Annotated in this window: 10 protein-coding genes and 1 pseudogene; 6 read left to right on the forward strand and 5 right to left on the reverse strand. The window is 70.3% G+C overall.

The annotated features are described in order from the left end of the window. Positions 1-206: 206 nt before the first annotated feature. Positions 207-1,703: a cellulose-binding domain-containing protein gene (locus OHO27_RS08260; RefSeq protein ID WP_328421784.1), complete on the reverse strand. Its 1,497-nt coding sequence runs from the start codon at positions 1,701-1,703 to the stop codon at positions 207-209. Positions 1,704-1,893: 190 nt separating this feature from the next. Continuing rightward, positions 1,894-3,222 carry a radical SAM protein gene (locus OHO27_RS08265; protein WP_328421786.1) on the reverse strand — a complete coding sequence of 443 codons (1,329 nt, stop codon included), beginning with the start codon at positions 3,220-3,222 and terminating at the stop codon, positions 1,894-1,896. A gap of 147 nt (positions 3,223-3,369) precedes the next feature. Here OHO27_RS08265 and OHO27_RS08270 point away from each other — a divergent pair, with 147 nt between their 5' ends. The 6 genes from OHO27_RS08270 to OHO27_RS08295 all read left to right on the forward strand — a co-directional run bounded on the left by OHO27_RS08270 (position 3,370) and on the right by OHO27_RS08295 (position 12,200). Continuing rightward, positions 3,370-4,623 (forward strand): D-arabinono-1,4-lactone oxidase, encoded by a 1,254-nt coding sequence (locus OHO27_RS08270; protein WP_328421788.1) that lies wholly within the window; start codon positions 3,370-3,372, stop codon positions 4,621-4,623. A 114-nt stretch (positions 4,624-4,737) separates the two neighbouring features. Further along, positions 4,738-5,967, forward strand: a complete 1,230-nt coding sequence (locus OHO27_RS08275; protein WP_328421790.1) for an ROK family transcriptional regulator — start codon at positions 4,738-4,740, stop codon at positions 5,965-5,967. A 181-nt stretch (positions 5,968-6,148) separates the two neighbouring features. Continuing rightward, positions 6,149-7,414: an ABC transporter substrate-binding protein gene (locus OHO27_RS08280; protein WP_328421792.1), complete on the forward strand. Its 1,266-nt coding sequence runs from the start codon at positions 6,149-6,151 to the stop codon at positions 7,412-7,414. A 20-nt stretch (positions 7,415-7,434) separates the two neighbouring features. Beyond that, positions 7,435-8,400, forward strand: coding sequence for a carbohydrate ABC transporter permease (locus OHO27_RS08285; RefSeq protein ID WP_328421794.1), 966 nt, complete (start codon positions 7,435-7,437; stop codon positions 8,398-8,400). Next, on the forward strand, positions 8,397-9,293 hold the full coding sequence (locus tag OHO27_RS08290; RefSeq protein WP_328421796.1) for a carbohydrate ABC transporter permease: 897 nt from the start codon (positions 8,397-8,399) through the stop codon (positions 9,291-9,293). Before OHO27_RS08285 ends, OHO27_RS08290 begins: the two co-directional genes overlap by 4 nt. Before the next feature lie 27 nt (positions 9,294-9,320). Next, complete coding sequence (locus OHO27_RS08295; RefSeq protein ID WP_328421798.1) at positions 9,321-12,200, forward strand: glycoside hydrolase family 2 TIM barrel-domain containing protein; 2,880 nt, start codon at positions 9,321-9,323, stop codon at positions 12,198-12,200. A gap of 59 nt (positions 12,201-12,259) precedes the next feature. Here the strand turns inward: OHO27_RS08295 and OHO27_RS08300 are convergent, their stop codons facing one another. The 3 genes and pseudogenes from OHO27_RS08300 to OHO27_RS08310 form a co-directional block, all read right to left on the reverse strand. Beyond that, positions 12,260-14,272 (reverse strand): calcium-binding protein, encoded by a 2,013-nt coding sequence (locus OHO27_RS08300; protein ID WP_328421800.1) that lies wholly within the window; start codon positions 14,270-14,272, stop codon positions 12,260-12,262. Positions 14,273-14,397: 125 nt separating this feature from the next. After that, positions 14,398-15,069 (reverse strand): annotated as a pseudogene (locus OHO27_RS08305) (MFS transporter); the annotation flags it as partial. Between the two features lie 14 nt (positions 15,070-15,083). After that, positions 15,084-15,575 carry a hypothetical protein gene (locus OHO27_RS08310; protein ID WP_328421802.1) on the reverse strand — a complete coding sequence of 164 codons (492 nt, stop codon included), beginning with the start codon at positions 15,573-15,575 and terminating at the stop codon, positions 15,084-15,086. Between the last annotated feature and the right edge of the window lie 6 nt (positions 15,576-15,581).

Here is a 15,581-nt window from a genome sequence, read left to right on the forward strand (position 1 = left end):
GTACATCAGACGCGGAGAGACGAGTGGGATCAGCCGGCGGCCACGGAGGTGGACTTGATGAACTGGATGCGGGCAGCGCTCGTCGCAAAGACAGCCATCGGTCGACACCTCCTCACTCATGTCCGCTCGACGGCGGCGGCCACCGGCCACCGCCCTGATCTTCCGTCACTCTAGCCCGGCCCCATGAAGGCCCGTCAACCGGTTTTTTACGCGCAGTCGCGCCCGTTGAGCGTGAAGTCGTGCGCCGGGGAGTTCTCGCCCTCCCAGGAGGCGAGGAAGCCGAAGGCGAGCTTGCCGCCCTCGGGGACGGTCCTGTTGTAGTCCGCGGCGGTGGCGGTGACGCGGGAGCCGTCCTGGCCGAAGCTCGCGTCCCACATCTGGCCGACCTCCTGGCCGTCCCGGAAGGACCAGGCGACGCGCCAGTTGTCCAGGGCGCGTTCGGTGGTGACGGTGATGGTGGCCTGGAAGCCGTCGGGCCATTCGTTGACCAGGTGGTAGTCGACGCTGCAGGTCACCGGTTCGCTCGTGGACGGGTCCGGGTCGGCCTCGCCGGCCGTGGCCGAGGTCGTGCCCTGCGGGCCGGGGCGGGGGTTCCGCTCGGAGGGCTCGGACGGCTCGGACGAGTCGTCGCCGCTGGTGGCGCTCTCCGACGGATCCGGGGAGTCCGAGGAGGGCTGCGTCGCCGCCGTGACCGGCAGGGTGAAGCCGGGGTCGGCGACCGGCTGCCGGTCGGACGGGTCGCCGCCCGCCGTGGCGCCGTCGCCGGTGGAGCCGCCCGGCATCATCGACACCGCGAGGGCGAGCGCGGAGACGAGGACGGCGGCGACGAGGAGGCCGCTGCGCACGACGCGCGCCTTGTGCGCACCGGGGTCGGTCGGGCCCCCGTCCGCCTCGGCCGGGTCCGGCCGCCCACTGAGGCGTACCTCGGCGGCCCGGCGGCGGCGCTCCAGGTAGGCGAGGCCGCCCCAGCCGATCACCCCGCCCGCGAGGGCTCCGGGCAGTCCGTCGCCGTGCAGCCGCAGACAGGCGGCGGCCTCGGCGCACTCCACGCAGGTGGCGAGGTGGCGGGAGAGGTCGCCCGGGGTGTCGGCGCCGGTCGAGCGGGTGACGGCGTCGAGGAGGCGGGCGTAGCTGCGGCACTGCGCGGCCATCGGCGTGTCGAGGTGGTTGCGCTGGCAGCGGTCCCTGAACAGGCCCCGGACCTGGGAGAGTTCGTCGGACACGGTCGCCGGGTCGAGGCCGAGGCGGCGGGCCACGACGTGCAGCGGCAGCGCCTCCACCTCGGCCAGCCACAGCAGGACCGCGTCCGGTTCCTGCATGTCGCGCAGTCCGCGCAGCGCGAGCGGGCGCTGCAGCGGCGGGCCGGTGTAGCGGGCGGCCTTGTCGGAGTTGAGCCACAGCCGCAGGTCGGGGTCGAGCCTGTGGCCCTGCCCACGCTCCTCCCAGGCGGCCGCCGTGGTGCGTACGGCGGTCAGCAGCAGGGGGATGCGCGGCAGCCGGGCCGGGCGGCGGCCCGCGCTCCTGAGGTTCCCGGCCTCGGAGTCGCGGGCCTCGCGTATACCGGTGGAAAACGCCTCCGTGGCCAGTTGGCGGGCCGCGTCGGAGCCGGCCGTGCACAGGTCGGCGTACGACAGCACGGCGTCCCAGCACTCGGAGAACAGCGCGGCCTCGGTGGCGTCCTGGGGAGTCGGCAGGTCGGGCATGGGTCTCCTGCATCCACATGCGAGGTCAACTCGCCATATTGGCAGTGGAGTTGGGGGGAACCTCGCGGCAGAGCATGAGCCTTTCACGTATTCAACACGACTGACAAGCGCCGTGTTCACATGTCATGACAGACCGTCGCGCCCCCACAACTGCAGCCACTTGTACGGGCGCGGGCCCCGTCCGTCTCAACTACACCGTGGAGGAGTTCGCGGAATTCTCCGCGGGCAGGCTGTCCATGAAGGAGCTCACCGAGAACACCGCGTTGCCGGGGCCGGGCGGGCCGTAGCCGGGCGGGGACGACAGGCCGAAGTCCTCCATGGTCGCGCGGTACGCCTCCAGCAGGCGGATGTGGTACTCCAGCGGCGCGCCCTGCGGGTTGGCCTTGCCGAGCGGGGTCGTCGGCTCGGGGCACCAGGTGGTGAAGCGGGGCGTGATGCCGTTCGACATGAAGAAGCGCAGGCCCTCGGTCGTCGAGGCGATCGCCTCGTCCACCGTCGTGAAGCCGAACGGCTCCGCCATCTCCACGCCGGCCACGAAGTTGGGGATGACGTTGCGGGCGCCGAAGATGTCCGCCGAGTCGAGGATCCGCTTGTGCCACTCGTCGCGGCCGACGTAGCGCTCCTTGCCCGGGCAGTACATCTTGAACAGGTACTCGTCCCACACCTCGTAGTTGGGGTGGTAGATCTGCACGCCGTAGTCCTTGAACCGCTGCACGTCGTCGCGCGGCAGCGCCTGGGCCACCACCTTGCCGATCCAGCGGCCCGGGAAGCGCTCCTCGATGGCCTTGGCGTAGTGGCCGTAGAAGTCGGCCTCGTCACGGCCGGAGACGGTCTTGGTGATCGCGCCGCCGGTGAGCGTGTAGGCGGTGGACGCCTTGGCCGTGTCGTACCGGTCGATGATCTCCAGGGCCTCGAGGACCTCCTCGACGTCCTTCACGCCCGTGTACGGCCGGCCCGCCGCCTTGTGCTGGCGCCAGTTGTGGTTGATGTCGCAGTACTGGCACTCCTCCTTGGCGCCGAAGTACTGGCAGACCCGGAAGACGGTGAGGTAGATCAGGTAGCCCCACTGGATGGTGGGGGCGACCTCCATCACCGACTTCCCGTTGGACAGTGTGTGCCGGTAGTACTCCGGCATCGGCGGCACACCGACGTCGGCAATCCGCTTGCCGTCGAGGTAGAGACCGAGCACGCCCTCCTCGTCGGCGGCCACCCGGTACGGCGAGGACGGGTTCACGCGCACGGAGACGACGGTCCGCCGCAGGTCGTACGGGCCGCCGGTGAGGATGATCTCCTCCGGCGGGCGGCGCAGCGCGGCCTCGCCCAGCTCCGGCAGGGTGCCGTGGTCGAAGGAGAAGATGAAGTACGACTTCGGCTTGACCTCGCCGTCCTCGTTGTCGCTGAGGGCAGAGGGGTCGAAGGCCACCCCGCCGCGGAGCAGATCCTCCTTGAAGACGGCTTCCCGCGGAACGTGCGGGAATCGCTCCATCAGATCCTCGACCAGTGCGGTGCGGCTGCCCATCCGTGTCTCCTCCCGGCTCAGGCGTACGACTCCTCACGGTATGCCCCCGTGCTGTACGGGGTGGGGGCGGGGGGCCTCATGTTGCCCGTCGGGGTAGTTTCCACCTGGGAATTCCTGGTTGACGTTGTCCTCGGGAGGGGCGATCACATGGCCGAAACCGTGACCAACTGGGCGGGCAACATCACCTACGTCGCCAAGGAGCTGCACCGGCCGCGCTCGCTCGACGCGATCGCCGCCCTGCTGGCGGGGAGCGCGAAGGTGCGGGTGCTGGGCAGCGGGCACTCCTTCAACGAGATCGCCGAGCCCGGCTCCGAGGGCACGCTGCTGTCGGTCGCCGATCTGCCGCCGGTGATCGACGTGGACCGTACGGCCCGTACCGTCCGGGTGGCCGGCGGCGTACGGTACGCCGAGCTCGCCCGGGCGGTGTACACGGACGGGCTCGCGCTGCCGAACATGGCGTCCCTGCCGCACATCTCGGTGGCCGGCTCGGTCGCCACCGGCACGCACGGGTCGGGGGTCGGCAACGGCTCGCTGGCCACGTCCGTGCGGGAGGTGGAGCTGGTCACGGCGGACGGGTCGGTGCTGACCGTCGGGCGGGGCGACGAACGGTTCGGCGGCGCCGTCACCTCGCTGGGTGCCCTCGGTGTCGTCACGGCACTCACCCTCGACCTGGAGCCGTCCTTCGAGGTCGAGCAGCACGTCTTCACCGAACTGCCGCTGGACGGGCTGGACTCGGCGGCGTTCGAGGTGGTGATGGCGTCGGCGTACAGCGTGAGCCTGTTCACCGACTGGCGCGAGCCCGGCTTCCGGCAGGTGTGGCTCAAGCGACGCACCGACCAGCCGCTGCCCGTCTTCCCATGGGCCGCGCCCGCCGTCGAGAAGATGCACCCGGTGCCGGGGATGCCGGCGGTCAACTGCACGGAGCAGTTCGGGGTGCCGGGGCCGTGGCACGAGCGGCTGCCGCACTTCCGGGCGCAGTTCACACCCAGCAGCGGGGCCGAGCTGCAGTCGGAGTACCTGCTGCCGCGCCGGTACGCCGTGGACGCGCTGCACGCGATCGACGCGATCCGGACGACGGTCGCCCCCGTACTGCAGACCTGCGAGGTCCGTACGGTCGCGGCCGACGACCAGTGGCTGAGCCCCTCCTACGGGCGGGACACCGTGGCGCTGCACTTCACGTGGATCGAGGACACCGCGGCCGTGCTGCCCGTGGTGCGGCGGCTGGAGGAGGCACTGGAGGCCTTCGAGCCGCGGCCGCACTGGGGGAAGGTGTTCACGACGCCGGCGGAGATGCTGCGCGGGCGCTGGCCGCGGCTTGCGGACTTCCGCGAGCTGGCGCGGGAGCTGGACCCGGACCGGAAGTTCACCAACGCGTTCGTGCAGGACATACTGGATGACTGAGCTGCTGGGGGACTTCGTAAACCCCCTTTCCTAACCCCTTGTCGAATATTCCCGCACGCCATAGCCTTGCGCCGCGCCGGTGCCGACGGCCTGCCGGCATGTGAGGGGAGTTCGATGAAGCGCGGCACATCACGCGACATCCGCACCGCGAACCGCTACGAGGTGCTGCGCCAGATCATCGCCGCGTCGCCCACCTCCCGGCAGGAGCTGGCGGCTGCCACCGGGCTCAGTCTCGCCACGGTCGCCACGCTCGTGGGTGAGCTGCTCGACCTTCGCATGATCACGGAGGTCGGGTTCGAGGACTCGGCCGGCGGCCGCCCCCGGGGGCTGGTCGCCGTCAACGCGTCCGGCGGCGCCCTGATCGGCGTCGACATCGCGGAGACGTACGTCCACGTAGAGCTGTTCGACCTCGCGCTGAACGTGCTGGCCCGCGCCGAGGAGGACGTCCGCCCCGGCGAGAGTCTCCCCGAGCAGGTGGTCGCCCATGTCGCCGCCGCCGTCGGCTCGGTGGTGACCCAGGCCGGCGTGGAGGGCGCGCGCGTCCTCGGCGTCGGGGTGAGCGTGCCGGGGCAGGTGGACCGTGCGACGGGCTTCTCGGAGTACGCGCCCAACTGGGACTGGCACGACGTGCCGCTGCTCGACCTGCTCACCGAGCACATCGCCTACCCGCTGTACCTGGACAACCCGCTGCGCGCCTCCGCGGTGGCCGAGCTGTGGTTCGGGGCCGCACGGGGGCACGGGGACGCCGTGGTGGTCAACCTCGGTACCGGCGTCGGCGCCGGGCTGGTCCTGGGCGGCGGGCTGCACCGGGGGGTCAGCAACAGCGCCGGCGAGTGGGGTCACACCACGATCGTGCTGGACGGCAGGCTGTGCCGGTGCGGCAGGCGCGGCTGCGTGGAGGCGTATGTCGGCGCGTCCGGAATCATGCTGACCCTGCGGGAGTCGATCGGCGACAGCCCGCTGCTGCACGCGGATGACCAGACGGCCACCATCGACGCGCTCGCCAGGGGGCTGCGGGGCGGCGATCCGGTGGCGCTCAAGGTGGTTCGCGACACCGTGCGTTACCTCGGGGCCGGCATCGCAGACCTGGTGAACCTGTTCAACCCCGAGGTGGTCGTGCTCAGCAGCTGGGTCGCGGCCGCCCTCGGTGAGCCCCTGGTCGACGAGGTCCGCGAGGCCGTCGCCCGGCACGCGCTGCCGCGCCCGATGGCGGCCACCGAGATCGTCCTCTCCCCCATCCCCACCGATCCGGTGTGCCTGGGCGCGGCGACGTTCGCACTCGAAGGGGCCCTGCAGACGGTGGGCCAGAGGACGCCGGCGAAGAGCCGTACCAGGACTCCCTGACAGCCCGTCATGTCCGGTATCCCGAACGCCGCGCAACGCTTCGCGCAGACTTCGTCCAACCCCTTGCCGAAGCCTTAGCCGAAGGTTAACGTCCCGCACCGCAACCCCCTTTGAGCCAACTGGCGCTGAGCCGCTCCAGCCAGGCACAGGGCCGAGCCGTACTCGAGACAAGGACGTCAGCATGTCGGCATCGAGCAACAGCAACTGGGACCGCCGAACCGTTCTGCGGGCCGCGATGGGTCTGGCCGCTGCGGGCGGGCTTGCCGCGTGCGGCGGCAACACCGGGCGCGGTGGCGGGTCGGGTTCGGGCAAGAACCTCGTGCAGATGTTCCACGCGTACGGCGAGGCGGGCACCGAGCAGGCCGTCAAGCGGTACGCGAAGGCGTACAGGGAAGCCGCCGTGACCACGCAGTGGATCACCAGCGCGGACTTCGAGAGCAAGCTCTTCTCGGCCCTGCTCACCGACAACGCGCCGGACCTCTTCGAGTTCCACCCGCAGATCCAGATGGTCAAGAGCGGCCAGGTGGCGGACCTGACCGACATCATCGACCCGGTCAAGGCCGACTTCAATCCGGCCGACATCAAGTCGCACACCGTCGACGGGAAGATATACGGCGTCCGGATGATCGACGACCCGCAGTTCTTCTTCTACCGCAAGTCGATGCTGGAGAAGGCCAAGGTCGAGGTGCCGACCACGCTCGACGAGCTGATGGAGGCCGCCGCCAAGCTGACCACCGGCAAGGTCAAGGGCCTGTACATGGGCAACGACCTGCACAGCGTCAACGACACGTTGATCTGGTCGGCCGGCGCCCAGCACCTCAGCGAGAAGAACGAGATCGCCTACCACACGGACGGCGTCATCGAGGGCCTGATGCAGATGCGCAAGCTGTTCACCAGCGGCGACCTTCTCCTCGGCGCTCCCACCGAGTCCTGGGACCCCTCCTCGTTCAACCAGGGCCTGTGCGCCATCCAGTTCTGCGGGATGTGGGCGATGCCGGCGATCCAGGACGCGCTCGGCGACGACTGGGGGATCTTCCCCTTCCCGAAGGTCACGGACTCCGGCAAGCAGTCGGTCTACAACGGCGGCTGGTCGATGTTCGTCAACGCCAAGGGCAAGGACGTCGACGCGGCCAAGGAGTACGTCAAGTGGCTGTGGATCGACCAGAAGGAGTACCAGGAGGACTGGGCCACCTCCTACGGCTTCCACATCCCGCCGCGCACCTCGCTCGCCGAGGAAGCCGACAAGCTCAAGTCGGGCAACGCCGCTGAGGGCGTCAAGCTCTTCAACGAGTTCGGGCACTTCGACAACATCGGCTGGACCCAGGCCATGCGCACCGCCTTCGAGGACGTCTTCGCCAACTGTGTCCGCAAGGACATGGACCCGGAGAAGGCTCTCGACAAGTGCGACACGGCCGTCAACCGCGAGCTCAAGAAGCTGTTCGGATAGGCCGCGGGACGGACCACGACATGTCGACGACCACCAAGCTCGACCTCGCGAGCTCCGCCCCGGCGAAGGCCTCGCCGGGGCAGCCGCGGCGGGGTCTGCGGGGCAGCCCCACCTTCGCCTTCTGGCTCTTCACCGGACCGTTCCTGATCGGTCTGGCGATCTTCGTCTACGCGCCGATCCTCTGGAGCCTGTGGCTGAGCTTCTTCGAGGCCCGCTTCACCGTCACGCCGGACAAGTTCGTAGGGTTCGACAACTACACGTACATGCTGACGAACGACGACTTCGTCGGCTCGCTCGGCACCTTCACCGTCTTCGCCGCGTTCATCGTGCCCACCACCTGGGCGCTGTCGCTGGGGCTGGCCCTGCTGGTGAACCGGATGCGCTTCATGCGGGCGTTCTTCCGCTCGGTCTTCTTCCTGCCGACCGCGGTCAGCTATGTCGCCGCGGCGCTCATCTGGAAGATGTCCCTCTTCAGCGGGGTCCGCTTCGGCCTGATGAACACGGTCCTCGGCTGGTTCGGGATCGAGAACATCGCCTGGCTGATCGACCCCAACCCGCCCTGGTACTGGCTGGTCATCGTGACCGCCCGGCTGTGGCTCCAGTCCGGCTTCTACATGATCCTGTTCATCGCCGCGCTCCAGAACATCCCGGACGAGCTGTACGAGGCCGCCGCCATCGACGGCGCCAAGTCGGGCTGGCAGACGTTCCGGTACATCACCCTGCCCCAGCTGCGTGCCACGTCCACCGCGGTGATCCTGCTGCTGCTCATCGCCGCCTACCAGGCCTTCGACGAGTTCTTCAACCTGCTGTCGAAGACCACCTGGGGCCGTCCGCCGCTGGTCGAGCTGTACTACAAGGCCCTGGGCGAGAGCCAGGACTACGGCGCCGGCAGCGCGGGAGCGCTCATCCTGACCGTGCTGATCTGTGCCGTGACCCTGCTCCAGGGCAAGATCATGGGCTTTGGAAGGGGGGACGAGTCCAAGTGACCACCACCGTGCCCGAGGTGCGCAAGTCCGCGCCGACGTCAGGCAAGCCCCGCCGCGTCCGGCGCGGTGGCGGCGTGATGAGCTCCACCGGCCTCTACATCGCCACCGGCGTCGCCGCCTTCCTCTTCCTGATCCCGTTCTACGTTCTCGTCCGCAACGCCCTCGCCACCGATGCCGAGATCACCGGAGAGAACTGGAAGATCTTCCCCACCGACATCCAGTGGGGCAACATCAGCGAGCTGTTCACGGACGAGACGGTCCCCTTCGCCCAGTCGCTGTGGAACTCGGCGGTCGTGGCCACCCTGCACACCGTCGGCGTCCTTCTGGTGTGCTCCCTCGCGGGCTACGGCCTGGCCCGCATCCCGTACAAGCACGCCAACAAGGTCTTCTACGCCGTCCTGGGGACCCTGATGGTCCCCACCGCGGTCACCTTCGTCCCGAGCTTCGTGCTGGTCTCCTCGCTCGGCTGGGTGGACACCTACCGGGGTCTCATCATTCCGGGCCTGTTCAGTGGTTTCACCTGCTTCCTGTTCCGGCAGTACTTCTTGGGGTTCCCCAAGGAACTGGAGGAGGCGGCGCGCATGGACGGACTCGGCTACTGGGGCGCGTACTGGCGCGTCGTGGTGCCGAACTCGCTGAACTTCTTCGCGGCGATGGCGACCATCACCTTCATCAACGGCTGGAACGCCTTCCTGTGGCCGCTGGTCATCGGCCAGGATCCCAGCTCGTGGACCGTTCAGGTCGCGCTCTCCAGCTATATGACCAACCAGACCGTCGTCTTCCATCTGATCTTCATGGCCACGGCCGTTTCCATCCTGCCCCTGGTGTTCGTGTTCCTCTTCCTCCAGCGCTGGCTGGTGCAGGGGATCGCACAGACGGGCATCAAGGGCTGACTTCCTCTTCTCGAGACCTGGAGACCGATGTCTTTCCGCACCACCATTTCCCCCGACTACGTAGAGGACGTCTCCCCCGGCACCGGGGCCCTCCCGCCCCGCGCCTGGTACGCCGCCTCGGACGCGAAGTCCCTGTCACTTAACGGCAGTTGGCGATTCCGTCTGTCGGCGACCGCCGACGCCGAGGACGACTCGTTCGCCGGGGAGGGATACGACGCCGGCGACTGGGCCGAAGTTACGGTCCCGGGCCACTGGGTCCTGCAGGGCGACGGCGCCTTCGGTTCGCCGATCTACACCAACCACCTCTACCCGTTCCCGGTGGACCCGCCGCACGTGCCGACGGAGAACCCGACCGGCGACCACCTGCGCGTCTTCGACCTGCCGGACGACTGGCCCGCCCCGGACGACGGCGGCGCCGTGCTGCGCTTCGACGGCGTCGAGTCCTGCGCCCGCGTCTGGCTGAACGGCACGGAGCTCGGCGAGTTCAAGGGCTCCCGCCTGCCGCACGAGTTCGCGGTCGGGCAGCTGCTGAAGCCGGCCGGCAACGTGCTCGCCGTCCGTGTGCACCAGTGGTCGGCCGGCTCGTACCTGGAGGACCAGGACCAGTGGTGGCTGCCCGGCATCTTCCGTGACGTCACCCTCCTGCACCGCCCGGCGGGCGCGGTGGGCGACTTCTTCGTGCACGCCTCCTACGACCACATCGCGGGCGAGGGCACCCTGCGCGTCGCCTCCGACGTCGACGGGCGGGTGTCCGTGCCCGGCCTCGACATCGATGTCGCGACCGGCGAGCCGGTGACGGTCCCGGTCGAGCCGTGGTCGGCGGAGACGCCGAGGCTGTACGACGGCGAGCTGGTCACGGCCGGCGAGCGCGTGCCGCTGCGCATCGGCTTCCGTACGGTCGCCCTCGAGGACGGCCTGATCAAGGTCAACGGGAAGGCGATCCTCTTCAAGGGCGTCAACCGGCACGAGTGGCACCCCGAGCAGGGCCGCGCCCTCGACGTGCAGACCATGCGCGAGGACGTGCTGCTGATGAAGCGGCACAACCTCAACGCGGTGCGCACCTCGCACTACCCGCCGCACCCGGCCTTCCTGGACCTGTGCGACGAGTACGGCCTGTGGGTCATCGACGAGTGCGACCTGGAGACCCACGGGTTCACCGAGCAGGGCTGGCGGGACAACCCCGTCGACGACGACCGCTGGACCCCGGCCCTGCTGGACCGCGCGGCGCGCATGGTGGAGCGCGACAAGAACCACCCGTCCGTCGTCTTCTGGTCGCTGGGCAACGAGGCCGGCACCGGCCGCGGGCTCACCGCGATGGCCGAGTGGATCCACGGCCGGGACGCTTCGCGGCTCGTGCACTACGAGGGCGACTGGAACTGCCGGGACACGGACGTGTACTCGCGGATGTACGCCTCCCACGAGGAGGTCGAGCGGATCGGGCGGGGCCTGGACGGGGGTGCGGGGAAGAGGCGTGAACTCCCCTTCATCCAGTGCGAGTACGGGCACGCGATGGGCAACGGCCCGGGAGGCATCGCCGATTACCAGCGGATCTTCGATGCGCACGACAGGCTCCAGGGCGGCTTCATCTGGGAGTGGATCGACCACGGCATCAAGCACCCCGAGCTGGGCTACGCCTACGGCGGCGACTTCGGCGAGGAGCTGCACGACGGCAACTTCGTCTGCGACGGGCTGATCTTCCCGGACCGGACCCCCTCACCGGGACTCGTCGAGTACAAGAAGGTCATCGAGCCGGTCCGCATCGAGGGCGACGGCGCCGACGGCACCGTACGGGTGACGAACGCGTACGACTTCGCCGATCTCTCGCACCTGGAGTTCGAGTTCTCCTACCAGGTGGACGGACTCCCCACGGGCGCGCACACGCTCACCGTGCCGCCGCTCGCGCCGGGTGAGTCGGCGGAGGTCAAGTTGCCGGCAGCCGCCCCCGACGGCAACGGCGACGACGTCCAGTGGACGGTCCGCGCGCTGCTCGCCCAGGACACGCCGTGGGGACCCAAGGGCCACGAGGTGGCGTGGGGCCAGGAGACCGTCACCCCGCGCACGGCCCGCACCGTCGCCGCCTCGCAGCGGCCCGCGCCCGGCGACCGGCTGATCACGCTCGGCCCGGCGACCTTCGACGCCCGCTCGGGCCGGCCGACCACGATCTGCGGTCTCGACGTGACCGGGCTGCGCCTGGACGTGTGGCGGGCAACGACGGACAACGACGACGGCGCGTCCTGGCAGGACGACACGCGCTATGGCGTGCTGTGGCGCAAGCTCGGCCTGCACCGCATGCAGCACCGGCTGGACGCCGTGGAGGTGACCGACGACGCGTTGACCGTCCGCACCCGGGTGGCGCCCGCCGCCGCCGACGTGGGCCTGCGCACGGTGTACCGCTGGACGTCGGACGGCGCCCTGCTGAAGCTGACGGTGTCCGTGACTCCCGAGGGTCACTGGAGGGTTCCGCTTCCCCGCCTCGGCGTCCGTTTCGGCCTGCCGGCCGACGCCGCGCACGAGGTCCTGTACTTCGGTGGCGGCAGCGAGGCGTACCCCGACACCCGTGCCGCCTCGCGGCTCGGTCAGTGGCTGCCGGGCATCGACGCCCTGCACACCCCGTACGTACGGCCCCAGGAGAACGGCGCCCGCGCCGATGTCCGCTGGGCCGAACTCGGCGGACTGCGGATCGAGGGCGACCCCGAGTTCTGGTTCAGCGCCCGCCGCTGGACCAACGAGCAGCTGGACGCGGCCCGTCACCTGACCGACCTCACACCGGGGGACACGCTCTGGATCAACCTCGACCACGACCAGCACGGCATCGGCTCGCAGTCCTGCGGTCCGGGTCCGCTGCCGCAGTACTTCCTGAAGGCGGAGCCGACGGAGTTCTCGTTCGTGTTCTCGACCACTGAGTGACAGACGACCGCCGACGGCCGGCCGGCACCCGGGGTGCCGGCCGGTACGGGGCGGGGTGGCTACGGGCAGCTGATGCGCGCGTCCCCCGTGTCCGTCGTGCAGATGTCCAGGCCCAGGCCGCCGTTGGCGGTGTCGTTGGCGGGGACGTTGTCGACGGTGTCGAGGCGGTCGTTCCCGGAGTTGCCGAGCAGGGTGTCGTTGCCCGGGCCGCCGGTGAGGGTGTCGTTGTTCAGGCCGCCGTCGGCGCGGTCGTCGCCGAAGTTGCCGTACACCGTGTCGGTGCCGGAGCCGGCGTTGATCGTGTCGTTGCCGCCGAGTCCGCACATGACGTCGGTGCCGCTGGTGCCGGTCATGGTGTCGTTGCCGCTGGTGCCGATGCGGGTGCAGCCGCGGGAGTTGTTGACCGTGGTGGGGGCCGTGGCCGTGTTGTTGGCGGTGTCCGGGTCGGACTGGGCTGCGCTCACGGTGGCCCGGTCGGTGAGGGTTCCCGTGGCCCTGGGTTCGACGACGACCGTCACGGTGGTGCGGGCGCCGGCGGCGAGGGTGCCGAGGGCGCAGGTCGCGCCGGTGGCGGAGGTGGTGCAGGTGCCCTGGCCCGGGGTGGCCGAGATGACGGTGGCCGCCGGGCCGGTGACCGTGTCGGTGAGGGTGACTCCGGTAGCCGAGGTGGTGGTGCTGTTGTTGACGACCGTCACGGTGAAGGTGGCACGGTCGCCGAGGCTGACCGCGCCGGTACCGGTCTTGGTGACCGACAGGTCGACTCCGGCGGGCGGCGGGGGCGGGGTGCCTACGCCGCCGAGGTAACGGGCCATGACACGCAGTCCGTTGAAGCCACTGTTGCCGAAGGCGACGACCTTGCCGTCGCTCTGGAGGGCGAGGGCGTTCACCCGGTCGCCGGCGCCGAAGTCGGTGGTGGCGCGGCCGCCCGTGCCGAATCCGGTGTCGAGAGTGCCGCCGGCGTCGAAGCGGGCGAGCAGGAAGTCGCCGGCCTGTCCACCGCCGCCGGCGAGGATCCGGTCGTCGGGCTGGACCACGAGATCGCTCACGCCGGCTGTGCCGCCGAAGTCCGTGGTCGCGACACCGCCGGTGCCGAAGCCCATGTCGCGGCTGCCGTCGACGTTGTAGCGCACGAGCGCGAAGCGGTCCGCGCTCTGTCCGCCGACGATGATCCTGCCGGTCGACTGCACGGCCACGGACTCACCCCAGTTGTATCCGCCGAGGTCCGTGGTGACCTTCCCGTCGCCGCTGAAGGTGGTGTCCGGGCTGCCGTCGGGGTTGTACCGCGCCACGGCGAAGTCGAAGAAGCTCTGGCCCGCGTAGCCGGCCATGACGATCTTCCCGTTCGGCTGGAGGGCCAGGTCCTGCGCGGACGCACCGCCGCCGCCCGTCTCGGAGAACGAGGTCATGGTCACACCGTCACCACCGCCGAAGGCGCCGTCCGGGCTTCCGTCCGGCAGGTAGCGCAGGACCGCGAACCAGCCGCCGGCGTAGGCTCCGGCGACGATCTTCCCGTCCGGCTGGACGGCGACTCCGGCGGCGTCCTCGGCCCCGCCGGCCAGGCCGGGGCTGACCCATCCGTCGCCGCCCCCGAAGGACGTGTCGACGCTGCCGTCGGCGTTGTAGCGGACCACCGTGAACCAGCAGCAGCCCGCGAACTCGTCGTCGGTCTCCTGGTGCCGGCCGACCACGACGATCTTCCCGTCGGGCTGGATCGCCACCCCTTGGCCCACGTCGTCGCCGCCCTCGAAATCGGTCAGCACCTCACCGTCGCCCCCGCCGAAGGAGGTGTCGACGCTGCCGTCGGGGTTGTGCCGGGTCAGGGCGAAGTCGGCAGCGGCCGTGCCCTGCTCCCACCCGACCGAGACGATCTTGCCGTCGGGCTGAACGGCCACGTCCTCACCCTCGGCGTAGGTGGTCGTGGTGATGCTGACCCGGCCCCCGGTGCCGAACGTGGCGTCCAGGTCACCGGGTGCGGCGAACGCGCCGTGCGGTACGGCGACGACGAACGCCAGCGCCATGACCGAGGCGGCCAGGGCGCGTGAGGTTCCCCGCAGGGAATCAATGATGGACATGGCGCAAGAGTCCGGTCGCGACTTCGGCGGCTGGGCACGGCAGGCCGGCGAATCGGCTTACTGGTCCGCAGAGTTCCACCCTGCGGGGTGACCGTTGCGACGATATGAATCACGTCGTGAGCGGGTCACGTCCGGCGGCCCGAGCTCCGTATCGGCGTGAAGAGCGCGGCGCCGGCGATCAGTACGCAGCACGCGCCCGCGACCAGGCTCACCGGGGTCGTGCCCTGGTGTTCCGCGGCCCAGGTGAGGACGGCCGCGCCGATCGGGGCGGCAGCATACTGCAGGGTCCAGAAGGCGGAGGTGACCCGGCCCAGGAGCGGCTCCGGGGTGACCTCCTGGCGCAGCGACATGGAGCAGGTGCCGGCCATGCCGACGCAGGCCAGGAAGGCGGCGGCGAGGGCCGCGACGACGGGGACGTCCTTCGCCCAGCCGAGCCCGGCGAAGGAGATCCCGCACACCGCGACCGAGCCGGTCCAGGTCGCCCCGAAGCCGAGGCGTCTGCGGACCCGGGCCACCAGCAGGGCGCCGGTGATCGTGCCGAGCGCGCCGACGGCCATGACGGTGCCCACCGTGCCGTCGTCGTGGCCGAGGTCGTGCTTGAGGTGGTAGATGACCAGGTCGTTCAGGCCGAGGGTGAGGAAGCTGAAGACGAACAGCAGAGCGGTCAGGGAGCGCAGCACCGGGTGGCCGCGGAGAAAGTCGATCCCGGTGCGCAGGTCCCGCCACAGTCCCGACCGCTCGGTGGCCTTCCCCGGCCGTCCGCGCAGCCGTACGAAGGCCAGGCAGGCGGCGGCAACCGAGGAACAACGCCTCAGTGGTCAGCGCAACACGGCGTGGGATCCGGCACCTCGAACGGTACGAGCGTCCCGCCCACGGCCGGCATGGCGGTCAGGACGAGTTCGGTGTCCTGCCAGGTCGGGCGCATGTGGTCGCCCGTCATCAGGAGGGTGTCCGGCGCCGGTCGCCCCGGCGTGCCCAGGACGGTCACCCGGTCGATGGCCGAGCGGGACAGCACGTCCGCGATCGTCAGTGTGCCGGTCAGCGCCGTGACGCCCGGATAGAGGACCGCCCGGCCCACCGCGTCGGGCGCCCCTGGTGACACCTGGTGTCCCCCGGCCGCGAGCCGCTCCTGGGCGGTACGCAGGAGCGGCTCGGACGGGAAGGTGAGGGAGAACGCCACGTGTGGGCGCTCCCCCCGCACCAGGTGGGTGCAGCCGAACGTGCCCTCGGGGAGGGCCAGTTCGGCCGCCAGGGAGTGGAGCAGGTGGTCGGCGCTGCGGAGGTCCCTGACACCCGCGTCCACAGTCAG

Origin of the sequence: Streptomyces sp. NBC_00443, assembly GCF_036014175.1 — a bacterium.
Lineage (GTDB): Bacteria > Actinomycetota > Actinomycetes > Streptomycetales > Streptomycetaceae > Streptomyces.